Origin of the sequence: Myroides phaeus (assembly GCF_009799805.1) — a bacterium.
Taxonomy (GTDB): Bacteria; Bacteroidota; Bacteroidia; order Flavobacteriales; family Flavobacteriaceae; genus Flavobacterium; species Flavobacterium phaeum_A.
The window spans coordinates 1,834,352-1,857,824 of sequence record NZ_CP047050.1 but is presented as its reverse complement, the minus strand read 5'-3'; the positions used below and the strand labels follow the sequence as shown (position 1 = coordinate 1,857,824).

The following is a 23,473-nucleotide window of genomic DNA, read 5'->3' as shown; positions in this document are numbered from 1 at the left end:
CTCTTCTTGTTTGGAGTAATTTGTATCTTTACACTTCTTAAAATAATAATCACATCCCATAGAATGAATAAATATACGTTTGTAGCTATTGCTACCTTTTTTGTAGCATTTACAAGTTGTAAAAAGAATGCAGAAGCCCCTACTCCTATCATAGAAGCAAACCAAGGTTTTAATCCGATTGTGGACACAAACCACAAGGCTAATCTTGTTATTGCAGATAAATATGAAAAGGAATATTACAGTAATATCGACTTGACTAAAACGGGAGAAAGCTTAAAAAACGACTTACACGATTTATTAGTAAAAACACATAAGCAGTTACAATATACTCCGGATATTTGGGAAGCGTGTAAAGTAACTGATGCTGATCCGGCTAATAAAAACAACTTAATACTAATGTATAGTTGGCCTGCAACTGATGCTAAACTTCCTAAGCACCGCCCTTCTATGAGCAAATATGATCAGAACAACAGAAATGTAAATGCTGATCGAGATAAGAAATGGGAAAGAGAACACATCTTTGCTAAATCGTTAGCCAAACCTAAATTAGTGACAAGAGAAGATGATTATGCTTTTACGCCAGAAGGACTAATTGCGGGTGTGGATGCTCATAACCTTAGAGCCATTAATGGGGAGTGGAATGAAGAACGCGGAAATAAACGTTTTACGCAAGGTAGTGGAAATGCAGGTGTGGTAAACGTTGGACGTGAACCTGCTTGGTATCCTGGTGATGAGTGGAAAGGTGATGTAGCGCGTATGGTTATGTATATGTATGTTAGATACGGCAAACAATGTGCTCCTAATTTAGTGGGTACGGGTGCTTTTGAAAACAATACGCAAGGTGGAAATGAAAAAATGCTAAAGCTATTCTTACAGTGGAATGCAGAAGATCCGGTATCTGATATTGAAAAAAGAAGAAATGAATACCACGGTAACCCAACTAAGCGACACGCACAAGGAAATAGGAATCCGTTTATAGATAATCCTTATCTGGCCACTGCTATTTGGGGAGGACCACAAGCAGAAAACAAATGGCAATAAACTAACTGCCAATTATTTACAATATAGTAGAGCATCTGACACGTTCAGATGCTCTTTTTTTAGATAGTTGTTCTATCTTTGCAATAGAAAAGAAAGCACAGTAATAGTTTTTCTTTCTTCACACTATACAACTTTAATACCCTCTATATGAAAAAATATAGTCTTATAATTTTTGCTGCATTTCTTGCACTAACAGCAAGCTGTAGTTCTTCTGACGATAGTTCTCCTATCGATAAACCAGTTATTGACAATCCGTCTACTCCTAATCCTAAACCAGACCCTAAGCCTGAAAATAACAAAGGATTTAACTATATTCCAGTTGATCAAAACCAACGAGCATACTATAAAGATATTGATTTTAGAAAAAGAGGTACAGATCTAAAAAATGATCTACACGAGCTTTTAGAAAACACGCACCATCAATTAAATTACACCCCTGATATTTGGAGAGCCAGCGAAATTACAGATGTAAATCCTGATAATCCAAACGAGGTTATATTAATTTATGGATGGCCAACTAATAGAGAAAAAGATATCATCACAAAAAGAACAATCGATATGGACATGCGTAACCATAAAGGACTTGATGATGATAGACGAAAGAATTATTGGGAAAGAGAACACGTTTTTGCAAAATCTTTAGCTTTTCCTAAGTTAGTAACAAACACTTCAGATTACAATTATGATTATGAAAAGCCTGAAGGTTTAACAGCAGGTGTTGATGCTCACAACCTTAGACCTATCAATGGAGAATGGAATTACATACGCTCTAATAAAAAATTTGCTGAAGGAAGTGGTAATTCAGGTCCTGTTGCAGGTGGATGGTTCCCAGGAGAAGAATGGAAAGGTGATGTAGCACGTATGATGATGTATATGTATGTTCGCTATGGAGAACAATGTATACCTAATCGAATTGGTAATGGAGGTACTATAATCAACCCTCAAACTGGTGAAAGAGATGGAATGGTCAGTATCTTTATGAAATGGAATGCAGAAGACCCTGTATCTGAGATTGAAAAAAGAAGGAATGAACATCACGGTGATCCAAGAAACAGCTACTCACAAGGAAATAGAAACCCATTCATTGACAACCCACATTTAGCAAACTTAATTTGGGGGACTCACAATGATAAAAAATTGAACGCTAAAAACATTTGGACAGAAGTAAAACCTGACCAGAAATAATATAAAAAAAGGTGATCTTAATAGATCACCTTTTTTTGTATCATCATTTTAGCCTACCATCTAAGCATAACACTTCCCCAAGTGAATCCACTTCCGAAAGCTGCCAAGACTACTAAGTCTCCTTCTTTTATTTTTCCTGCCTCCCACGCTTCTGTTAAAGCAATTGGAATTGACGCAGCTGTTGTATTACCGTACTTCTGAATGTTGTTAAACACTTTGTCATCTGGCAATTCAAACTTGTGTTGAATAAACTGAGAGATACGCAAGTTAGCTTGGTGAGGAATCAACATATCAATGTCTGCAACTTTCAAATTGTTTGCTTCTAATCCTTCGTTGATAACTTCACTAAAGCGAACTACTGCATTTTTAAATACAAACTGTCCGTTCATATAAGGTGTGTAACTGATATCATCTGGATTGTTGTCCTCTAAAATATCCGTTACCCATCTACCACCCATTCCTGGAGCGATTAACGCTAATTCTTCAGCGTGCTCTCCTTGTGAGTGAATATGAGTAGATAAAATACCTTGATTCTCATTTTCAGATCGTGTCAATACTGCCGCTCCTGCTCCATCTCCAAAAATAACAGATACACCACGTCCTCTTGTAGTCATATCTAATCCTGCAGAATGTACCTCAGACCCTACAACTAAAACATTCTTATACATCCCTGTTTTAATGTATTGGTCTGCAATAGACAAGGCATAGATAAAACCAGAACACTGTGCTCTAATATCTAATGCAGCTACGGTATTTAACCCTAATTCTCTTTGTAATAAAACACCAGGACCAGGGAAGTAGTAATCAGGACTTAACGTAGCAAATACCACAAAGTCGATATCTTTTGCCTCTACGCCTGCTCTTTCCATCGCAATACGAGCAGCTTTAACTCCCATTCCTGAAGTAGTGTCTTCTTCTAACTTCTTATGTCTTCTTTCATGAATACCTGTTCTTTCAACAATCCATTCGTGATTCGTATCCATCACTTTTGATAGGTCATCATTGGTTACTACATTCTCTGGAACGTAATACCCTAACCCACTTATTTTTGATTTAAACATATTATTAAATTCTTGTTTCACGTGGTGCAAAAATACACTATTAACTAAATAGTAATATCATTTTTGACACAAAAAGCGCAGTTAACTTCTTGAACACTCGTTATTTTCAAGTATATTAGCACACATAACGAAAAACTAACCTCTATGAAAATCATCAAAACAACATTATTGTCTCTTTTTTTGATTACATCTATGTACGCACAAGAAAATATTACTTTCCAAAAGCCATCACAAGAAATTTTAGAACTTGCTGACTATGAAAGAGCTCCATCTATTTCAATGGACAGCAAACTTGAATATATGTTACTTACTTATAGAAGTACGTATAAAACATTATTGGATTTAAACGTAAACGAAATGAGATTGGCTGGTTTGCGCATTGACGTAAACACAAATATTTCAAGTACGGTTACTTATATCACTAACCTAAAAGTTAGAAAAGTTAAGGACACACAAGAAGTTCAAGTAAAAGGACTACCGGCTAATCCGCGTATTACAAATATTACTTGGTCTCCAGATCAGTCTAAACTTGCTTTTACAAATACAATTGAAAACGGAGTAGAACTTTGGGTACTTGATGTAAAATCTGCGCAAGCTACGAAGTTAACGGAAGCGAACTTAAACGCAAATATTGGTAACCCTATTACGTGGTTTAGAGATGGACAAAGTATTTTAATTAATCAGATTCCAGCTAATAGACCAAACTTAATTGACACGTCTAAAAATATTCCAACAGGACCAATTGTTTCTGTTAGTGAGGGTATTGTTTCTCAAAATAGAACGTACCAAGATTTGTTGAAAAACAAAGCAGATGAAGCTAACTTTGAAACTTTAGTTACTTCTGAATTGTATAAAGTTGACTTAAACGGAAACAAAACGCTTTTCAAAAAAGGTGATTTATACGTTGGTACTTCTTTCTCACCAGATGGAGAGTACTTAATGCTTACAACATTACAAAAACCGTTTTCTTACTTAGTGGCATTAAACCGTTTCCCTATGAAATCGGTAGTTTATACAAAAGAAGGTCAAGAAGTAAAAGACGTAAATGATATTCCATTAAGCGAAGTAATGCCAAAAGGTTTTATGGCAGTACGCGAGGGAAAAAGAAATATGGGATGGAGAGCTGACAAACCAGCTACTTTATACTTTGTAGAAGCTTTAGACGGTGGAGACCCTGCTAAGGAAGTAACATACAGAGATGAAGTTTTTAACTGGGAGGCACCATTTAACAACGCTCCAACTTCTATGGTTAAGCTAACGCAACGCTATGGTGGAATTACTTGGGGTAATGACGATATCGCACTTGTATCTGACCAATGGTATGACACGAGAAACGTGCGTACTTTTATGATTAATCCATCTACAAGTAATGAGAACCCTATTAAAATTGAAGATAGAAACTCTCAAGATGCTTATAGTGATCCAGGAAGCTTTGAATTAAAACGCAATGAATATGGTAGATATGTTTTAGCGATTAACGACAACAAAATGTACTTAATCGGTGATGGATATACTGCAAAAGGACAGTTTCCTTTCATTGATGAGTTTGACATCAACACAAAAAACACAAAGCGATTATATCAGTCAAATTACACAGATAAAAAAGAGTCTATCCAATCAATAGAAGATATTAAAAAAGGACTTGTATTAGTATCTATTCAGTCGCCAACTGAGTACCCTAACTACTACTTCCGAAATATCAATAAGAAAAACGACTTAAAAGCAATTACACATTTTAAAAACCCTTTTGAGAGTTTAAATGGTGTTTATAAAGAAGTAATTACTTACAAGCGTGAAGATGGATTAGAACTTTCAGGTACTTTATACTTACCTAAAGGATATGACAGAAAGAAAAAAGCAGAGAAATTACCTTTACTAATCTGGGCTTACCCAAGAGAGTTTAAAGATAAAAACAGTGCGGGACAGGTTACAAACAACCCGAATGAGTTTACCTTCCCATACTACGGTTCTTTTGTGTACTGGGTATCTAAAGGGTATGCTGTATTGGACGATGCTTCTTTCCCAATTGTAGGAGAAGGAACTGAAGAACCAAATGATACTTATGTACAACAATTAGTTGCAAACGGTAAAGCAGCTATTGACGCAGTAGATAAATTAGGATTCATCGACAGAAAAAGAGTTGGTGTAGGTGGACACTCATATGGAGCGTTTATGACAGCAAACTTATTGACATACTCAGATTTGTTTGCAGTAGGTATTGCACGTAGTGGAGCTTACAACAGAACATTGACTCCTTTTGGTTTCCAAACAGAACAAAGAAACTATTGGGAAGTACCAGAAGTGTACAACACAATGTCTCCGTTTATGAATGCTGAAAAAATGAAAACTCCGATGTTGTTAGTTCACGGTGAAGCAGATAATAACCCTGGAACGTTTACATTACAAACAGAGCGTTACTTCCAAGCTTTAAAAGGTTTAGGTGCACCTGTTAGAATGGTTATCTTACCGAAAGAAAGCCATAGTTATGTAGCAAAAGAAAATATTCTTCACTTGCTTTGGGAACAAGATCAGTTCTTAGAAAAACATTTAAAGAATAAAAAATAATAGACAAAAGGCGCTAACTTCATAGGTTAGCGCCTTTTTTATTTCTTACAATATCGATGTCCTATTTTATCACTCGTCTCTTTTAATGACATCACCTTTCAATCATTACTCTTCACACATCACCAACTACTCATTACACATCGCATCACGCATTACTATTTGAAATAAAAAAAGGGACACATTCCTGTATCCCTTATATATTATTGAAACTTTTTAAGTGCTAACTTAATCTTCGTTTTCTTTTCGATATCAAACGGATGGTCAAAGAAAACCACTCTCTCATTACCAAAGAAAGATTTGATTAGATAACCATCTCCTTTAAAATAAGAGTCGATTACCTCTACTTCTATTTGTCCTTTTTGCTTAGACACCATTAATTGATGTGGGTAAACCAATAACATTTCGTCCATTTCAACCTTAGGAGCAAAGTCTGAAATATATAATTCGTTTACCTCTCCAAATAAAGAAGCTACATATTTATCATTTGGAAACTCATATAACTCTTTTGTTTCCCCCATATCAACAACATTACCTTCTCTAAGCACAATAGTTTCATCCGCAAAGCTCAAAGCATCAACACTATCGTGAGTAGCTACAATACAAGTAATTCCTTTCTCCTTTAAGTAAGCAAAAAGGTTTCTTCTCAACAAGCTACGACGAGAGTAATCAATATGACTAAACGGTTCATCTAACAACAACACTTCTGGTTCTAACGCCAAAACACGAGCAATAGCAACTCTTTGTTGTTGTCCACCACTTAAATGTTTAACCTTCACATCAGCAAAATCAGTTAAATCAACCAATTCAATTAACTCTTTTGTTCTGTGTTTTTTGCCTTCCATATCAAAATTAGACAAAAACTTCCCTACGTTTTCAGCAACCGTAGTATGAGGCATTAAGTCAAAATCTTGTGCTAAGTATCTCATTTCATCCATACCTGGCACTAAATGATAAGCAGGTCCTAAAACTTGTTTTTCATTCCAATAGATTTCACCTTCATCTAAATCATGTAATCCATAAATCAACTTTAATAAAGTACTCTTTCCACACCCACTTTCTCCTAAAAGCGCAATGTGTTTTCCCTTTTCAATTACAAGGTCTAATTCGTTTATAACACGTTTTCCCTCTGTATAGCTGAATGATATATTTTTAAGTAAAAGCATTTTTTCTTTTTATGAACCGCAAATATAACAATATCCGTACAAGCACTCTAAAATATTAACTTTATAAAATAAAAAAAGACCACCTAAACAGGTGATCTTCCGATATACTTCTCTATGTTTTTCAGATTAATAGCTAAAATAAACCCAAAAAAGGTTTTCTATCTACTGAAAAACAGAAACAATTTACTCTTTTACTTGTTCTTTCTTTAAAACCAAGTCTAAAGTATAAGCGCTTTCACCTTCGTGTTGAATTTCGTGTCTTAAGACAACTTGCCCTCCTTCTTCGATCAATGTTGAATATTCAACATCATTAAAAAAGGCATTTGGACTTTCAGCATCCGTTCTAACTTGATACTTATTATCTCCTAAAGCTTTCCATGTTCCTTTTCTCTTTTCTTCTTCTCTTTCACATCGGAAATTAACAACTACTTCTTCTAAGACACCTTCTGGTAAAAACGAAATGGTAGACTGAGTTTCACACTCATTTAAACCTAAGTCCATACCATTTAAAAATAAAGCAGCAACAGTCCAATTACCTTCTAAAATATCCTTTACTTCAGGTTCTTCATCTACAGGAGTTTCAACAACTTCATCAGCAACAGTAAATGGCAGTCCATCATCATTACTACAAGAGAACATCATTCCTGCAAGCAACAATGACATAAAAAAATACTTAATCTTCATAATTTGATTAGTTTTTGGTTACAAATACCGAACTTACTAATTAAATTAAAAATAGACTATTTTTTTTATTATAATTTTAACTAAAAAAAGTCCTGAAAGAAATATCTATCAGGACTTTGTATATAATTTAATGTATATAAAGCTTATTTTGAAGCCATAAAGCGTTCAGCGTCTAAAGCAGCAATACAACCAGAACCAGCAGCAGTAATCGCTTGGCGGTAGTCTTTATCTTGAACATCTCCACAAGCAAATACACCTGGGATATTCGTTTTACTTGTTTTTCCTTCTGTTAACAAATACCCAGTCTCATCCATATTTAATTGACCTTTAAAGATATCAGTATTTGGTTTATGACCAATAGCAACGAAGAATCCAGTAGCTGGAATTTCTTTAACCTCGCCTGTTGCATTGTGTTTAACGCGAATACCAGTAACTACGTTTCCGTCTCCTAAAACTTCTTCTGTAACTGTATTCATTAATATTTCGATATTCTCAGTGTTTCGTACACGCTCTTCCATAATAACAGAAGCACGGAATTTTTCACTACGCACAAGCATAGTAACTTTTTTACACAATTGAGATAAATAGTGTGCTTCCTCACAAGCAGAATCACCTGCTCCAACAATCACTACTTCTTGATTTCTGTAGAAGAATCCGTCACAAACTGCACAAGCAGAAACTCCACCTCCTAATGATAGGTAATGTTGCTCTGATGGTAAGTTTAAATATTTAGCTGTAGCACCTGTAGAAATAATCACTGTATCAGCGTGTACTTCAGTAGTTTCATTAATCCACACTTTCTTTACATCACCACTTAAATCTACTTTAGTAGCCCAACCGTCGCGGATATCTGCTCCAAAACGTTGTGCTTGAGCTTGTAATTGCATCATCATTTCAGGACCTGTTACTCCTTCTGGATATCCAGGGAAGTTTTCTACTTCATTTGTAGTAGTTAATTGTCCTCCAGGTTGCATCCCTTGGTATAATACCGGGTTCATATTAGCACGAGCTGCATAAATAGCAGCAGTATAACCTGCAGGTCCAGAACCAATAATCAAACACTTTACTCTTTCTATATTAGACATAATCAATCAGTTTTATATTATATAAACAAAAATACCTTTTTTATTGCCTTTTCAAAATAGGTTATGAAAGAAATAACAAATAGCCGAATCACTTTTATTTATTGTATTGTGATAAAATGGTCATTTTAACTGTACAGAGATAATCTTTGTGAGTTAGTATATCAGTAAATTGCAGTTCGTTTACATAGAAGGTACAAACCATTAAGGCATTTATGTATTACCTAAAGCATATAAGAGGTCGTTTTACGGTGAAAGAGTCATCTTAAAACAATTTATTTCTATTTATTACACTGTGTATAAGAGAAGTAAAATGATCCTTCAAAAAAAATCAATATTTTTTTACAAAATATGCTTTTCAATAAAAAAAATATTATAAATTTGCACTCGCAAGGACGAAATAAGTCTAAGCGGGGTGTAGCGTAGCCCGGTCATCGCGCCTGGTTTGGGACCAGGAGGTCGCAGGTTCGAATCCTGCCACCCCGACAAAAAGGAATCACTATTTAGTGGTTCCTTTTTTTTATGTGGTATAGTCTGCCTACTTTATAGTATTATTACCATATAAAAGCACGTTTGAAATTAGATATCTAAGTTTTAAACTTAAGATCGAAATCTATATCTAACATTTCTGCCTTACCACACATCTCAAGTAAATTTTGAAGATTAGTAATTTGTTGATCTTTTTTCCTTTCAAATAGCCCCTGTAGTTGTGTTAGACCTTTAAACATACCTTTTGTATTACAAACTTTTTCTGCGATTTTTTGTCTAAGTTCATCTGGATGTTGGGCCTCATTATAAAATTTAAAATCTTTTTCTACTTGTTTTAAATAATCAAATAAACTTGATAAAGGGGGAGACACAAAAAAGAGCATTTCTATTTCAACAGTCATTTGGTATAAAGCACTAAAATACATTATGCCTTCCTTCTAATAAAAACAAAAGCTAAACTGAAAAAGTGTTATTTAAAGAAAGTACTGGAAGAGTATATAAATAAAGAGTTATGAAATTATTTTATAACATCTCCTTTAATAAAAGTTTACAAAGGCTTCTCTCAAAATAACAAAGAATCTTTTCTTAAGAGTTTGGGTTGCCATTTATATGATTTAATTTTGAGAAGCAATCTTTAAAAACAAGCGTAAAATGTCCAACTTAGCACAAGATATCCTATTCGGTGTAGCAGTCGCTGATGCTTTAGGAGTTCCAATCGAATTTAAGTTTCCAAATGAAATAGATATAGAATCTGTTAGAACTAATTATCAAAATGAGCCTAATAGACTAACTGGGTTTGGCTCTTGGCATAAACCTGTTGGAACCTTTAGTGATGATTCTTCTCTTACTTTTTGCACAGCTGAATACTTAGCTAACAAAGAAACTAATTTAAATGATCTAATGGATCGTTTCAAAGATTGGATGCAAGAGGGTTATTGGACTGCCGATGGAGACACTTTTGACATTGGAAGAACAACTTTATTTGCTATAGAGAACTTTGCAAATGATTCTAATTGGAAAACAGCAGGACTTAAAACAGAACGCGACAATGGTAATGGTTCATTAATGCGCATATCTCCTTTACTATTACCACTCTTACACGACAAGAACATTACGGATCCTTACAGTTATATTAGCAACTTTAGTAGTTTAACACACGCACATAAAATAGCCATAGATAGCTGTTATATCTATCTTATCTATGCCAAACATCTTGTTTTAACTAAAGATGCACATCTTGCATATGAAAATCTTATACAAGACTTAGCTAATAGCTATCAAGAAAATGAATACTTTAAGCGTATCTTCTCTTTGAATTTTAAAGAGATTGATCCCTGTGAATTTAATAATAGAGGGTTTGTAGTTGGAAGCTTAGAAATTGCTCTTCAAACTATGCTTACTACAAAAAGCTATGAAGAAGCTATTTTAAAGGTTATGTCCTTAGGTAAAGACACAGATACAAATGGGGCTATTATAGGAGCTTTGGCAGGTATTTTGTATGGATTTGAGAGTATTCCTAAGCATTGGTTGAAATCCTTGAAAAGGAAAGAGAATATACGAGAACTTGCTGAGCAGTTGAATATAAAATATAAATTATCACAATAGACAAAATAAAAGAATTAATGACCGATAAATACTGTCAAAAATCGGTCAATGATCTCAAAGTACCGAACCTGTTTACTATTCTTAAATAAAATAAGACATTCAGCTTTTATAGCCAGCTGTTACCCTCAATAAAAAGGGTATTTAGGTAATATTTCTATTTATCTATTTATGAGAAGTGATTCAAATCCTATCAGTATAAAAAAGGAACCACTAAATAGTGGTTCCTTTTTTTATGCGGTACAGTTTGGTGTTTTAGCAATTATTAATACCAAGTAATTTTAATGACAAACCAACATTAGTCTAAAACCTTTATTAAGCCTTCGCTTCTCTTAAAGGTTTACTTTCTTCAACTCCATTTGGATAGTATCCTTATTAAATATCATTTTCCAATGCATTGATTTATCTGTAAGATTATTAATCTGAACAGGAATTGTATCTGGTTGATGCGGATTATTTTCGTAAGATATGACCTTAAAAGTCTCATCCTGATCATTGTAATGGTACTTCATAAAAAGCGAAATACTATCTACATACGAATATGGATTTGGACAATAATACATCTTACCTCTCTCTTCTATATAAATTGTTTTCCAAGCTAAAGTATCATTTTCCCAAGCTTTTTCAGAAACTAATTCCCCATTACGCAGCATCTTTTCAACGTTCCATTTTCCAAAATACTTTTTTGAAAGATGAACATCATAATTATAATAGACCACAAATAAACAAGGAACCACAATACATAATACACGAGCAATTGATCGTGAAAAATTATTGCCAAGTGAGGGTAGCGTACTTTTGTATTGATTAAAAAAACGTATGATATCAACTTTATGTTGTAGAAATAAATTAACTAATCCACACGTTATTAGGATAGATGTAAATAATGTAATGGGTCCGATAGTATAAAAAACATTAATCAAAACAATATTTAGCATAACCGGTAAGAGTACTAATACGCCTAATAAAAGCGTACGTCTAAACAATAAAAGAACACTGCCTATTATCTGAAAAAACGCCACAATCACGGCAAGCCCATAAGAGAACCCATAATATTTCCAAGTTAATTCTGGCCCTGTTAGTGCACCTACTAAAGAATCGTTTATATGATAGGAATGATTAAAGTTGACTTCAAATATTTTTTGAAAACCAAAGTCTAATAGTAAAAAGGCAATCCAATAACGCAATAGTATTGAAAGCCAAGAAACATATTTTACAGAATTAATATTTTTTCTTTTATGCCAATAGATAGAAAAACCAATTGAGAACAATACTGACAATCCCAATGTCAGAAATCCTGCAGGAAGAATAAACTTTGAAAGCTTATAAGGCAAAAGAGGCATAACTATAAAAAGGGTCGTATTTATAGCCCCTACAATTGCTAAAAAAGACAGGGAGAACTTAGAAAACCAATTGGTTTTACTCAATTTCTCATTTGAATCTATCGTATTCATTTAATTAATGTTTTAAGGTTATGTTTAGGTATATGCATACCTAACGTTGTTATTGTACGAAACAAAAGACGTAAGGGTTTTGCAAAAAACATATCCGTATTTCATTAAATATGTTACGAATATAATCTTTAATTAAATACTTGATTAAAAAACATTTATAATCTTGAAAATATTTCATCAAAGAAGTAAGTTGTAGTACTTAGGTGTAACTCAGCAGCATTAATTCTTACTTACAAACACACTGAAGTTGTCGTGTTTTCCTTGATCTAACCGCAGAGTTTATAGGCATTACATCGACCGTAATAGTCTTGAAGAAAACGCTATTACCTTTGGAAGGTAAAAATCCGTAAATAGCCTTGTTTTTCTTGTGAACACATCCCTCTAAAACAAAAAAAGAGAGAATTAAACTAATTCTCTCTTCTTCTTTTACTTAAACGCTCATTTTTAAGCTTTATTTCTCTTGGCTTACTGCTTGTCTTTTCACGATCAAAGTTCCTACGTGGGCGTCTCTCATCTCTTTGTCCAGAATTCTCAGAAGTCATTCTCTTTCTAATACTTTGCTGACTCTCCTCATCTTGATTCAAACTTGCCTCTTCAGTCATAACTGACGGCTCAATCAATCGATTCAATTCTGCAAGTTCTTCTTTTGTCAAATCTCTATACGTTCCAACCGGAATATCTAATGAGATATTGATAACTCGAATACGCTTTAACGCTACAACGTCATAACCAAAAAACTCACACATACGACGAATTTGACGGTTTAACCCCTGCGTTAAAAATATTCTGAATACAGTTTTACTAATAGGCTCTACTCTACACTCTTTTGTAATTGTGTCTAAGATAGGCACACCAGCTCCCATACGCTGTAAAAAACGCTCTGTAACAGGTTTATTTACCGTAACGATATATTCTTTTTCGTGGTTGTTTTTCTGACGTAAAATCTTATTAACGATGTCTCCATCATTCGTCATAATAATTAACCCCTCACTATCCTTATCCAAACGTCCTACTGGAAATATTCTTTTTGGATAGTTTATATAATCAACGATATTATCTCTAACAGTAGAATTAGTTGTACACTCAATACCAACTGGTTTATAGAATGCCAAGTAAACATTCTCCTCATCATTATTTCGAATCAGTTGACCGTTTACTCTAATAACATCATCCTCACTGACTTTTAATCCCATTTCTGGAACAACACCATTTACAGTAATACGACCTTCTTCTATTAGACGATCAGCCTCTCTTCTTGAGCAATATCCAACTTCAGATAGATATTTATTTAAACGTGTTTGTACTTTTTCCATAGCGCAAAAATAAGTATTTTTCTCAACGATAAAACAATTGGTTGCAAACTAATTGTCTTCTATAAAATCTAAGATAGATTGATAGACAACTTTCCCTTGTAAGGAATGTCCTAATCCTTCTGTAGCAACGATATTTTGGTTTAGATCAACCATCTTTTGATGAAACTTCACACAGTCGGTTTCATAAATAACATCATCACCTTTATCGTGTACAAGTAATAAGGGAATTGTACACTTTTCTACCAACAAATAACTTGCATAAGCTTCTATTGGCATTTTAATAACCTGTTCTACTTTCTGAATTAACCTTTTGTGAATCACTGATCGATACCCCATCATAGTCACATAGTTCTTTACAACACTACTATACTCATCTAAACACCCTAACAAAACCGCTTTCTCAACAGAAGGGTATTGATCAACTGCTAATCGATTTAATAGTGAAAACGATCCTAAGGAATGCGAAATAACATACGTTGGTTGAAAGGTTTTCAAACAGAAGTCAATCATATCAGCATAACCAACAATCGTAATCTTCTTACCTGGCGATAGCCCAAGGCCTATAGCGTCAACAGCAATATAGCGATAGTTGTTTCCAAAATACGTAACCATTGCTTCCCATCGATTAGAATTACTTTCCCAACCGTGAAAAAAAAGAATAATAGGTAAATCAGTACGCTCAGCATTCCACTGATACGTTTGTATATAAGAATCCTTATAAGGCAACTGCGTTTGTGCAGCAGAATTTAAAAAAGGAAATACCTCATCAGGTTTAATCTGTCCCTTACGGGGAGAAGTAAGAAACTTGTAGGATATAGCAACAGCGCGTTCCACTGAAAACAGGGAAATTACATTGACAATAAATCCTACAAATTTCTTCATCTTAATAAATAAAAAAAGCCTCTTAATAAATTAAGAGGCCTTAGATTATAATTTAGCTATAATAGCATCAATTTTTTCTCTTTCTTCTTCTGCTAATGCACTATCAACTAAGATACGTCCACTGTGCTCATCTGTAATAATTTTCTTACGAGCTGCAATTTCTACCTGTGTTTGTGGTGGAATAGTGAAGTAAGAACCTCCTGAAGCACCACGCTCAATAGAAACAACTGCTAAACCATTACGAACTCCGTTTCTGATTCTGTTGTAAGCAATCATTAAACGCTCTTCGATATCAGTTTTAAACTCTTCTGATTTCTCTAAAAGAATTTTCTCTTCACGCTCAGTTTCAGCCATGATACTGTTCAATTCAGCTTCTTTATGAGCTAAGTGCTCTTTTCTTGCTGTTAATTTTGAATCAGTTTCAGTGATAGAAGATTTTTTATGTTCAATACTTGCTTTCATTTCCTTAATGTTCTTTTCAGCAAGTTCAATTTCTAATTTTTGAAACTCAATCTCTTTCTCTAAAGAAGTGTACTCTCTATTGTTTTTAACCTCGTTTTGTTGCTCAGTATATCTTGCAATAGCAGCTTTAAACTCTTCGATTGAAGATTTTTTATCTTTAATACCCGCTTCGATATCACTTAAGTCTACATTTAACTTTTCTAAGCGTTTGTTTAGTCCAGCAACCTCATCTTGTAAGTCTTCAACTTCCAGAGGTAATTCTCCTCGCATGTTTCTAATTTCGTCAATTCTTGAGTCGATTAATTGCAAGTCGTATAATGCTCTTAACTTCTCTTCAACGGTTAATTCTTTTTTCTTTGTCATCTTTATAAGTAGTTAACTGGATTCGTATTTACTGTTGATAAAATAACTGCAAAAGTAGTCAATTTTTCTGAAAGTTGTCTAACTATATAATTTTTTATATACCTTTCACTTTCAAAGTGCCCAATATCGGCTAAAACTAACTGATTTTCAGCTTCATAAAACTGATGATATTTTAAATCTGCCGTAATAAATGCATCTGCTTTTTGGCTTAATGCTGCTTTTATAGCAAAACTTCCTGAACCTCCTAAAACAGCAACTCGCTTAATCTTCTTACCAAGTAATGCACTGTGGCGAATTCCTCCTGTTCCTGTTTTTTCTTTTACCATTTTCAAGAATGCAATTTCATCCATCGCTTCTTCTAATTCTCCTATTATCCCCATTCCCACATTCTGTAACTTATTCTCAAGATTGTAAATCTCATAAGCCACCTCTTCATATTCGTGTGCATTAAACAAGGCGTTTAAAATCTTTCCTTGTAAATGTCTTTCAAACGTAACTTCTATCTTGTTTTCTTGTACTGTCTCTAATACGTGTTTTTTACCAATAGTGGGATTACTCTTCTCATTTCCTTTAAAACTCCCCTCTCCTGTCGAAACAAAACTGCAGTTGTCATAATTACCAAGTGCCCCTGCCCCTGCATTAAACAAGGCTGTTCTAATTTCTTCTAACTTATTAAGAGGAGCATATGTAACCAACTTTTGAATATAATTACTTTTCGGAATCAATATCTTGCAGTTTGTAACACCTAATGTATCACAAAATATCTTGTTTACCCCTTCTTGGTGATTATCCAAAGCAGTGTGAATTGCGTAAATAGCGATATCGTTCTTTATCGCTTTAATCACTGCACGCTCTACATAATTCTTACCCGTGATTTTCTTTAAACCAGAAAATAGAATCGGATGAAAACAAACAATCATATTACACTTGCTTTCAATTGCCTCGTCAACCACAGCTTCTAAGGCATCGTGACAAACCAATATACCTGTTACCTCACTATCATAATCGCCAACTAACAATCCTACGTTGTCAAAATCCTCTGCATAGGCCAACGGTGCCAACTCTTCTAACACCGGAATAATCTCTTTTATCTTCATCTTACTAAGTATAATTTTCCTTGAAGTTATTATATTTTCTCAAAGATAAAAAATTTGGTAATTTCGTACCTATGAATCTACTTCGAAACTTACTATTTCCCTTTGCCATCTTATATGGCATAATCACATCTATACGCAATTGGTTTTATACAATTGGGCTATTTAAACGTACCTCTTTTTCTATTCCCACTATTGTAGTCGGAAACCTTAGTGTGGGTGGTACAGGAAAAACTCCAATGGTAGAATATATCATTCGCTTATTGCAAAACGACTTTAAGGTAGCTACCTTGAGTAGAGGATATAAACGCAAAAGTGAAGGTTTCTTTTTAGCAGATGAAAACACTACAATGGAACAAATTGGTGACGAACCTTTTCAATACCACCATAAATTTGAAAACATCAATGTAGCTGTAGATGCAAAAAGGGTAAACGGAATCCAAAATATACTAAAACTAAAACCACAAACACAAGCAATTGTGCTTGATGATGCTTTTCAACACTTGGCTGTTCAAGGGGGCTTCTATATTTTACTAACTACTTATGACGAACCTTACTTTAAAGATTATATGTTGCCAACAGGTAACCTTAGAGAATCACGCAAAGGAGCTAAGAGAGCTAATGTAGTTATTGTAACTAAGTGTCCGAAAGATTTAAGTATTGATAATCAGAATATCATCAGAAAAGAATTAAATTTAAAATCAGGACAATTGTCTTTTTTTACGTATATTGAATTCAGTAAACTTGCATATTCAAAGACAGATACAATCTCTGTTGATGACTTGAAAAAAGAAGAATTTATAATGGTAGCTGGTATTGCTAAACCACAAAGTTTCTTTGACCACTTAAAAAGTGAACAAACAACTTGTTTAACCTACCCTGACCATCATCATTTTTCTAAAGCAGATATTGAGTTAATTTTGAATACTGCAAAAGAGCATAAAATTATTACAACAGAAAAGGACTATGTTCGATTAAAAGATGTAATCCCTTCTGAGAAATTATATTATTTACCAATTCAAACTTCCTTTATTAATAACAACGAGGAATTTGACAAAACAATTTTAAACTATGTGGGATCAAGTACAAGAAACGGTTAAGTATCTATCTGAAAAAACAAATTTTAAACCAGAAATCGGAATTGTTTTAGGTTCAGGATTAGGGAATCTAACAGCAGATATTACTATTGAATATGAAATTCCATATTCTGAAATTCCTAACTTTCCTGTGTCTACTGTTAAAGGACATAAAGGAGCTTTAATCTTTGGTACTATTGGAGGTAAAAAAGTAGTGGCTATGCAAGGGCGTTTCCATTACTACGAAGGGTATGAAATGGCTAAAACTGTTTTCCCTATCCGCGTTATGAAATATATGGGAGTTGAAACATTAATCGTTTCTAACGCTTCAGGAGGTGTTAATCCTTCTTTCAAAGTTGGAGATATTATGATTATCACTGACCATATTAACGCTTTCCCAGACCACCCATTACGTGGAGCAAATGATGAGCGTTTCGGACCTCGTTTCGTAAATATGAACGATGCTTACACAAGAACGTTAATCGACAAAGCTTTAGTGATTGCTAAAGATAAAAAATACGATATCAAACAAGGGGTTTATTACGGATTACAAGGACCTACATTTGAAACATTAGCTGAATACAGAATGGTTCGCGTTGTAGGTGCTGACTGTGTTGGTATGTCTACTGTACCAGAAGTAATCGTTGCTCGCCATATGGATATGAAAGTATTCGGTATCTCTGTTATCTCTGATATGGGTAACGAAGAGGGAATCGTTGAAGCACATCACGAAGATGTTCTTAAAGCTGTACAAGCTGCAGAACCTATCGCTCGCGGATTAATCAACGAGTTAATTGCACAAATTTAATTGTACTTTTTTTATATTGTTAAAGGGCTATTCTACCAGAGGATAGCCCTTTTTCTTTTACTTATAACGAATTTAATTTTAGCAAAAACCGACAAGTGGTTATTTTGACATCATTTGCTATCAAATGCTATCAAATGCACTATTAACTCCGTACCACTTTTTTACACCAATCTCCTCAAACCCTTATAAACAAAGGGATTGACAGGACCTCATATGTACATTAGTCGGAGATAACTCGGAGATAAGTCGTAGATACCTCACCTAAAGGCCTTTTTCGCGAACAAAATACGACTTATCTACGACTCATTTACGATTAACCTCCGTTTAAAACTCTGGAAAACCCCGTATTTACTCACTTTTCTGCTAATTCGCCTTATTTTAAAAACAACCCACATTTTCTGCTTTTATATACTTTTGAGCATCTTATATCAGCAATTCAAGCCTCTTTTTTTAAACAGCTTACCTATTTCTACTTTCAAAAGAGTACTTTCACACACATAAGGACATAAAAAAACACCCTATAAAGGGTGTTCTATTTTTTAAGAATGCAGTTAATCAATAATCTGCATTTTCTTCATAATGAATGTAGCGTTCTTATTCTGACACACACCATCTCTTATTTTGTAGTCAAAGTGTAAATCGTCTTGTTTAATCTCCACTTCAAAACACTTATTAATCAATATCTCTGGATACTCATCTGTCGTATTACAAACCTCTAAATCGTGTGTAGCAATTACACCATACGTTTTCTCGCGAATCAACTTCATAATAACTCCTATCGTACCACTTTGTTTGTCATCTGAGTTTGTTCCTCTTAAAATCTCATCTAACAACACAAAACAAGGCTCTTGCTGTACCTTTTCTATAATCATCTTCAATCGCTTCACCTCTGCATAGAAATAAGACTCACTGTCTTCTAACGAGTCCGTTAAACGCATAGAAACAAATAAAGGCAATGGGAAGAAAGACGCTTGTGAAGCACAAACTGGAGCTCCTACTCCTGCCAATACTAAGTTTACTCCTACAGTACGTAAAAAAGTACTCTTACCTGACATATTAGACCCCGTTAAGATTACAAAGCGTTGGTCGCTAAAACTAATATCGTTACAAACTCTTTTCTTTTCATTTAACAACGGATGTCCAAGCTCTGTAAAGCTCATTTCTCCATCTTCATTTAAGGTCGGAAAACTATACGTTCTGTTGTTATATGAAAAGTTTGCCAGCGAATTTAAAGCTTCTACTTCTCCGATTACCTCAATTGCAATTGGAACCAACTGTGCTTTCTCGCGTTTCCACTCCAAAAAGCGGTGTAACACGTGAATGTGAAACTGCCCCAATCCGTTAAAAATAACCATCACAAATAAATTGGCTACTGTTTCCATTTGCTCAAACAAACGAGATAATACCTTTAACTCCTTACTGGCCTGAAACGAGTCTTTTCTCAATTGCTTGATATATCCTTTCATCTTTTCTGTTGCGAAAGGCTCTTTTTCAATTCTCTTAATAATGGCACTGTAACTATCTATCGTTTCGTGTACCTTATCAGCCCCGCCTAACTCCGCTTGTATATAGCGTATTTTAGACATCGCAAAAATTAAGTTAAACGTAAAGGAAGTAGATATAATATAACCGTAAACAGCACTATCTGTAATCAAATATAGAATTGATGAAACAAGCAAAATAGCCGGTACTAAATAACTCAACACACGAGTCATTTTACTCATCTTAACTACTTCTGACTCACTCCAAGCTTTTAATCGCTTGAAAGCAGCTTCATCTAAATTAGAGATTTTACTATACGCATTAATCTCCTGACGCCATTCTACTTTTTGAGACAACTCTTTGATTGCTTCTTGATTTAGTAAAATAGTCTTAGTGTCTAAATGCCCTTTTAGCAAGTCTGCTAATTTCTGTTTCCCAATAAAAGAGGCTGTTCTATTCAAATATTGAAAAAGCGATTTTGCTCCAAAAATATCTAAGTCAAATGCGTAAGGATGGTCTGTTGTTTTAAACTCATCTCCTCCTTCAAATGGTCTCGCATCTTCATCTAAAAAGGCTAATTCATCTTTATTAATATCCATCAACGCCTGCATATATCTCATACGCCAAGAATATGATGCGTGTAATCTAAGCAGTGCTAAAAACAAGACTACAATACCCCCTGCTATATAGAGATAAAAATAGTCTGCATTAGAAACTGATAGATAGAAGAAATAAATAATCATTAAAAAAACAATTAATCTAATCGCCCCTACTATCTTATACTTACTTCGAATTGAGTTGTATTTCTCTTCAAAAACTTTTTTTCTTTTGCTATAAATCTCCATTAGATGATTTCTTTTTTGGCTATAATTAGCTCAAATGAGCCTGAACAAATATAGTGTATTAAAATGTTCTATATCGTTAAAAATGCACAAAACAAGAACATCTCTATTTTTTGCAACAGAACTAAAACAAATAAAACTTATATTTAAAATCTAATTTTCTTTGTTGTATTTTCTAACTTATAAAGTTTAAAATGCAAACAATTATATTGCCTACCCCCTCTCTTATCTTAACGATTGTTCTAATAAATAATACAAAAGTCTTCCTTGTAATTGTTCCTTTTTTTATCCATTGAACAATTATGACGTTTAATCAAGCGAACAATAGTGTACAATAAAAAATATTTTTACTTGTTATATATACGATAACCAACAAAACACATATAATGAGATTACTTATGACCTTTATCTCTTGTTTTATGCTAACCTTAGCAAACGCACAAGAGCTACAAACAAAGCCATTATCACCCCCTGATTCTAAAGACCTTTCTGATTTATCTTTTTTAAAAGGTGAATTGCAAAACAAGCAAATGGTTATGTTAGGGGAACTTACCCACGCCTATACTACAATTTTCGAAGCTAAAATCAGAGTATTTCAATATTTACACCAAGAGTTAGGATTCAACACCTTTGCTATCGAATCTCCGATGTATGACATTTATAAAATGAATCAACAAGGATTTGATGCTGATGTGTTTAACAATGCTATCTGGGGTGTTTGGAGTCAAGATGATGCATTTCAAGAACTTGTACAATATATTGAAACGAATAACATAAAGGTAATTGGTTTCGACTCTCAGGTTCAAAATTCGGCTAATTTTATAGAGGACTTCTTTGACTTTTGTGAGCAACACAAAATAGCGATTAAACTGGACCAAGACGACTTAGGTATTGTTTTAGAAGGACTACTTGAAAATGCGAAATACGACAACTCGGATATTAAAGCAACTGCTTTTTTGAAAGAAATGAACCGCATTATCAAACAAATAGAGCTTCTACCTGATTCTGATACGACTTATCATTGGCAACAGTTTACCAAAGGAGTTTTAGCGGTAGCAGAAGACGTTATTACTACTAAAGAACCTATTCTAACAAGTGATTTTGCTACTAAAGATCTCAATATTAGAGACAAACAAATGGCCGACAACCTGTTGAGCTATAGCAAGAGAAATCCAACTGAAAAGATTGCGGTTTGGGGTGATAATATCCACGTAATGTACAGCAACCCAAATAGTGGTAATATGTATGCACGCGAGTTTGTATCAATGGGTAAACACATTCAAGATGCATTACAAGACAAGGTATATAGCTTGGCAACATTACACGCTAACGACTCCATATTTGACTCTTCTACAAAAATATGGCATAAAGCACCTATTGCTGCAAATTCTTTTGAAGAGGAATTAGTTCAGCTTGGTACTCCTAACCTGTTTATCTCCTCTAATCAAGAGGCAATGCACCAACCTAAATCGACTCGATTGTTGCATTATGTTGATTTCTCTACAGAAAGACTTGACTTATTTCACGATGGCTACTTATTTATACACAAGGTAAGTAGTCCTTATATAGACTTTAATAAAAGAAAAAGCGCAGCAAAAAAGCCTGAAATCACAACGACAGAACAAGCTACTGTAGCCTCAGAAAAGTTCATTGGTCAATTGATTGACAAATACACAAATCAACCTATTGCTTATGCTACGATAATTCTGAAGGATCTCGAGTTGTATAGAGTAACCGATGAAAATGGGTATTACGAATTACCGTTTGTACCAAGTGCTCAAGCTAATGCTACTTTTGAAGTACAAGCTATGGGCTATAACCCACTTCTTGTGTCACTCCACAAGCTACAAAAAACAGAATTGGTAGAACCAAACTACGAGGAGTTAGCTGAAATTGTTATCAAAAAACAACTCAGTGCCAAGGAGATTGTCAAAGCGGCAATTGCAAATAAAGGTAAAAACCACTCTGATAGTCCGTATAACTTTATGAGATATAGCAGAACGATAGAAAATGTAAACGATAAAAACACCTTAGATTTAGAACTTATCACCAAAGATTACGACCAAGGGTATTTATCTTCTTTTATTACGACTCAACGCCTTGAACAAATTAATTGGAACAATAAAAAAGATAAAAACTTAAAATACGTTTCTCAATTATTACAATTTAGAGAAAACCCAATTCGCTATGCAAATATCTTACACAAGCGAAAATACAAGAAATTCAAACTAAACTTCATTGAGTCTAAAGATGCAAACGAAGACAATTTATACATCATTGCTTTTGAAACAGATCGCAACAAATGGAATTACACCAATAGAACTTATCCAACGAAATATTCAGGTGTTCTATACATCGACAAAGAGAGTTTTGCTATTATAAAAGTTATCGAGAATTGGGAAATAACGCTAAATGAAGTTGAAATAGCTAAAAGATTTAAAGGCTATCCTCGGTTTGCAGATGTCATACAATTTGTCTCTAAAGAGGAGAATATCACTTCTTTTGCCAAAGTGTTAGATGACAATAAATATTATGCTAATAGCTACTTTAATCGTGCCTTCAATGAATATACTAATAAGGAGAATAAAAAAGGAAGCAATGTTTATTTGACCGACTCTTATGCATACGATTTTACAAATGAGAATATAGATGTAATCCCTTATGAGCATAGAGTAAAAGACCTGACCCGATTTGATAGAGCGACCTACGACAAAGTTTTCTGGGACAACTTCTTTCAAGAACATCCAGACTTTGTGCTAAAAAATAAATACACAAAAGAATAAGACCATTTATTTAAACATAAAAAAGCCACAATGTTGATTGTG

At 34.0% G+C, this 23,473-nt stretch carries 18 protein-coding genes and 1 tRNA gene; 8 read left to right on the top strand and 11 right to left on the bottom strand.

Going from position 1 to position 23,473, the window contains the following annotated elements; all coding sequences use genetic code 11:
* Positions 1–63: 63 nt before the first annotated feature.
* Entirely contained in the window at positions 64–1,041 is a 978-nt protein-coding gene (locus GQS07_RS08345) for an endonuclease I family protein (RefSeq protein WP_158210407.1), read from the top strand.
* 147 nt (positions 1,042–1,188) lie between these two features.
* Positions 1,189–2,226, top strand: coding sequence for an endonuclease I family protein (locus GQS07_RS08340; RefSeq protein ID WP_158210406.1), 1,038 nt, complete (start codon positions 1,189–1,191; stop codon positions 2,224–2,226).
* Between the two features lie 53 nt (positions 2,227–2,279).
* Here the strand turns inward: GQS07_RS08340 and GQS07_RS08335 are convergent, their stop codons facing one another.
* A complete protein-coding gene (locus GQS07_RS08335; RefSeq protein ID WP_158210405.1) occupies positions 2,280–3,287 on the bottom strand; it encodes a 3-oxoacyl-ACP synthase III family protein in 1,008 nt (335 codons plus the stop codon).
* A gap of 144 nt (positions 3,288–3,431) precedes the next feature.
* Here GQS07_RS08335 and GQS07_RS08330 point away from each other — a divergent pair, with 144 nt between their 5' ends.
* Entirely contained in the window at positions 3,432–5,852 is a 2,421-nt protein-coding gene (locus tag GQS07_RS08330; protein ID WP_158210404.1) for an alpha/beta hydrolase family protein, read from the top strand.
* Positions 5,853–6,052: 200 nt separating this feature from the next.
* Here GQS07_RS08330 and GQS07_RS08325 read toward each other — a convergent pair whose 3' ends face one another.
* From GQS07_RS08325 to trxB, 3 genes are all read right to left on the bottom strand, one after another.
* The gene (locus GQS07_RS08325; protein ID WP_158210403.1) at positions 6,053–7,015 is read right to left on the bottom strand and encodes an ABC transporter ATP-binding protein; all 963 of its coding nucleotides are present in this window, start codon (positions 7,013–7,015) and stop codon (positions 6,053–6,055) included.
* A gap of 183 nt (positions 7,016–7,198) precedes the next feature.
* Entirely contained in the window at positions 7,199–7,699 is a 501-nt protein-coding gene (locus GQS07_RS08320; RefSeq protein ID WP_158210402.1) for a hypothetical protein, read from the bottom strand.
* A gap of 143 nt (positions 7,700–7,842) precedes the next feature.
* A complete protein-coding gene (gene trxB, locus GQS07_RS08315) occupies positions 7,843–8,784 on the bottom strand; it encodes a thioredoxin-disulfide reductase (protein ID WP_158210401.1) in 942 nt (313 codons plus the stop codon).
* A 408-nt stretch (positions 8,785–9,192) separates the two neighbouring features.
* Between trxB and GQS07_RS08310 the strand changes: the two genes are divergently transcribed.
* Positions 9,193–9,267, top strand: a tRNA-Pro gene (locus GQS07_RS08310).
* A 101-nt stretch (positions 9,268–9,368) separates the two neighbouring features.
* On the opposite strand, the gene GQS07_RS08305 is transcribed toward GQS07_RS08310, so the two are convergent.
* Positions 9,369–9,671, bottom strand: coding sequence for a hypothetical protein (locus GQS07_RS08305; protein ID WP_158210400.1), 303 nt, complete (start codon positions 9,669–9,671; stop codon positions 9,369–9,371).
* A 250-nt stretch (positions 9,672–9,921) separates the two neighbouring features.
* Here GQS07_RS08305 and GQS07_RS08300 point away from each other — a divergent pair, with 250 nt between their 5' ends.
* The gene (locus tag GQS07_RS08300) at positions 9,922–10,875 is read left to right on the top strand and encodes an ADP-ribosylglycohydrolase family protein (RefSeq protein ID WP_158210399.1); all 954 of its coding nucleotides are present in this window, start codon (positions 9,922–9,924) and stop codon (positions 10,873–10,875) included.
* A gap of 329 nt (positions 10,876–11,204) precedes the next feature.
* Here the strand turns inward: GQS07_RS08300 and GQS07_RS08295 are convergent, their stop codons facing one another.
* The 5 genes from GQS07_RS08295 to GQS07_RS08275 all read right to left on the bottom strand — a co-directional run bounded on the left by GQS07_RS08295 (position 11,205) and on the right by GQS07_RS08275 (position 16,443).
* Positions 11,205–12,326 (bottom strand): hypothetical protein, encoded by a 1,122-nt coding sequence (locus tag GQS07_RS08295; RefSeq protein WP_158210398.1) that lies wholly within the window; start codon positions 12,324–12,326, stop codon positions 11,205–11,207.
* A 407-nt stretch (positions 12,327–12,733) separates the two neighbouring features.
* A complete protein-coding gene (gene rluF, locus GQS07_RS08290) occupies positions 12,734–13,639 on the bottom strand; it encodes a 23S rRNA pseudouridine(2604) synthase RluF (protein ID WP_158210397.1) in 906 nt (301 codons plus the stop codon).
* 48 nt (positions 13,640–13,687) lie between these two features.
* The gene (locus tag GQS07_RS08285; protein WP_158210396.1) at positions 13,688–14,521 is read right to left on the bottom strand and encodes an alpha/beta hydrolase; all 834 of its coding nucleotides are present in this window, start codon (positions 14,519–14,521) and stop codon (positions 13,688–13,690) included.
* A gap of 45 nt (positions 14,522–14,566) precedes the next feature.
* Positions 14,567–15,346, bottom strand: a complete 780-nt coding sequence (locus GQS07_RS08280; protein WP_158210395.1) for a zinc ribbon domain-containing protein — start codon at positions 15,344–15,346, stop codon at positions 14,567–14,569.
* Between the two features lie 2 nt (positions 15,347–15,348).
* Positions 15,349–16,443, bottom strand: coding sequence for a Nif3-like dinuclear metal center hexameric protein (locus GQS07_RS08275; RefSeq protein WP_158210394.1), 1,095 nt, complete (start codon positions 16,441–16,443; stop codon positions 15,349–15,351).
* A gap of 71 nt (positions 16,444–16,514) precedes the next feature.
* Between GQS07_RS08275 and lpxK the strand changes: the two genes are divergently transcribed.
* Positions 16,515–17,540: a tetraacyldisaccharide 4'-kinase gene (lpxK, locus tag GQS07_RS08270; RefSeq protein ID WP_158210393.1), complete on the top strand. Its 1,026-nt coding sequence runs from the start codon at positions 16,515–16,517 to the stop codon at positions 17,538–17,540.
* A complete protein-coding gene (locus GQS07_RS08265) occupies positions 17,512–18,324 on the top strand; it encodes a purine-nucleoside phosphorylase (RefSeq protein ID WP_158210392.1) in 813 nt (270 codons plus the stop codon). The genes lpxK and GQS07_RS08265 overlap by 29 nt, the downstream gene beginning before the upstream one ends.
* A gap of 551 nt (positions 18,325–18,875) precedes the next feature.
* Here the strand turns inward: GQS07_RS08265 and GQS07_RS08260 are convergent.
* Positions 18,876–20,651: a MutS-related protein gene (locus GQS07_RS08260; RefSeq protein WP_158210391.1), complete on the bottom strand. Its 1,776-nt coding sequence runs from the start codon at positions 20,649–20,651 to the stop codon at positions 18,876–18,878.
* A gap of 383 nt (positions 20,652–21,034) precedes the next feature.
* Here GQS07_RS08260 and GQS07_RS08255 point away from each other — a divergent pair, with 383 nt between their 5' ends.
* Positions 21,035–23,431: an erythromycin esterase family protein gene (locus GQS07_RS08255; protein ID WP_158210390.1), complete on the top strand. Its 2,397-nt coding sequence runs from the start codon at positions 21,035–21,037 to the stop codon at positions 23,429–23,431.
* Positions 23,432–23,473: the final 42 nt, after the last annotated feature.

Bases quoted from the DNA above. Each gene is read 5' to 3' on its own strand.
- GQS07_RS08305 (WP_158210400.1), bottom strand. From the start codon at position 9,671: ATGACTGTTGAAATAGAAATGCTCTTTTTTGTGTCTCCCCCTTTATCA.
- lpxK (WP_158210393.1), top strand. From the start codon at position 16,515: ATGAATCTACTTCGAAACTTACTATTTCCCTTTGCCATCTTATATGGC.
- GQS07_RS08265 (WP_158210392.1), top strand. From the start codon at position 17,512: ATGTGGGATCAAGTACAAGAAACGGTTAAGTATCTATCTGAAAAAACA.
- GQS07_RS08345 (WP_158210407.1), top strand. From the start codon at position 64: ATGAATAAATATACGTTTGTAGCTATTGCTACCTTTTTTGTAGCATTT.
- GQS07_RS08325 (WP_158210403.1), bottom strand. From the start codon at position 7,015: ATGCTTTTACTTAAAAATATATCATTCAGCTATACAGAGGGAAAACGT.
- GQS07_RS08275 (WP_158210394.1), bottom strand. From the start codon at position 16,443: ATGAAGATAAAAGAGATTATTCCGGTGTTAGAAGAGTTGGCACCGTTG.
- GQS07_RS08280 (WP_158210395.1), bottom strand. From the start codon at position 15,346: ATGACAAAGAAAAAAGAATTAACCGTTGAAGAGAAGTTAAGAGCATTA.
- trxB (WP_158210401.1), bottom strand. From the start codon at position 8,784: ATGTCTAATATAGAAAGAGTAAAGTGTTTGATTATTGGTTCTGGACCT.
- GQS07_RS08300 (WP_158210399.1), top strand. From the start codon at position 9,922: ATGTCCAACTTAGCACAAGATATCCTATTCGGTGTAGCAGTCGCTGAT.
- GQS07_RS08335 (WP_158210405.1), bottom strand. From the start codon at position 3,287: ATGTTTAAATCAAAAATAAGTGGGTTAGGGTATTACGTTCCAGAGAAT.
- GQS07_RS08255 (WP_158210390.1), top strand. From the start codon at position 21,035: ATGAGATTACTTATGACCTTTATCTCTTGTTTTATGCTAACCTTAGCA.
- rluF (WP_158210397.1), bottom strand. From the start codon at position 13,639: ATGGAAAAAGTACAAACACGTTTAAATAAATATCTATCTGAAGTTGGA.
- GQS07_RS08295 (WP_158210398.1), bottom strand. From the start codon at position 12,326: ATGAATACGATAGATTCAAATGAGAAATTGAGTAAAACCAATTGGTTT.
- GQS07_RS08320 (WP_158210402.1), bottom strand. From the start codon at position 7,699: ATGAAGATTAAGTATTTTTTTATGTCATTGTTGCTTGCAGGAATGATG.
- GQS07_RS08340 (WP_158210406.1), top strand. From the start codon at position 1,189: ATGAAAAAATATAGTCTTATAATTTTTGCTGCATTTCTTGCACTAACA.
- GQS07_RS08260 (WP_158210391.1), bottom strand. From the start codon at position 20,651: ATGGAGATTTATAGCAAAAGAAAAAAAGTTTTTGAAGAGAAATACAAC.
- GQS07_RS08285 (WP_158210396.1), bottom strand. From the start codon at position 14,521: ATGAAGAAATTTGTAGGATTTATTGTCAATGTAATTTCCCTGTTTTCA.
- GQS07_RS08330 (WP_158210404.1), top strand. From the start codon at position 3,432: ATGAAAATCATCAAAACAACATTATTGTCTCTTTTTTTGATTACATCT.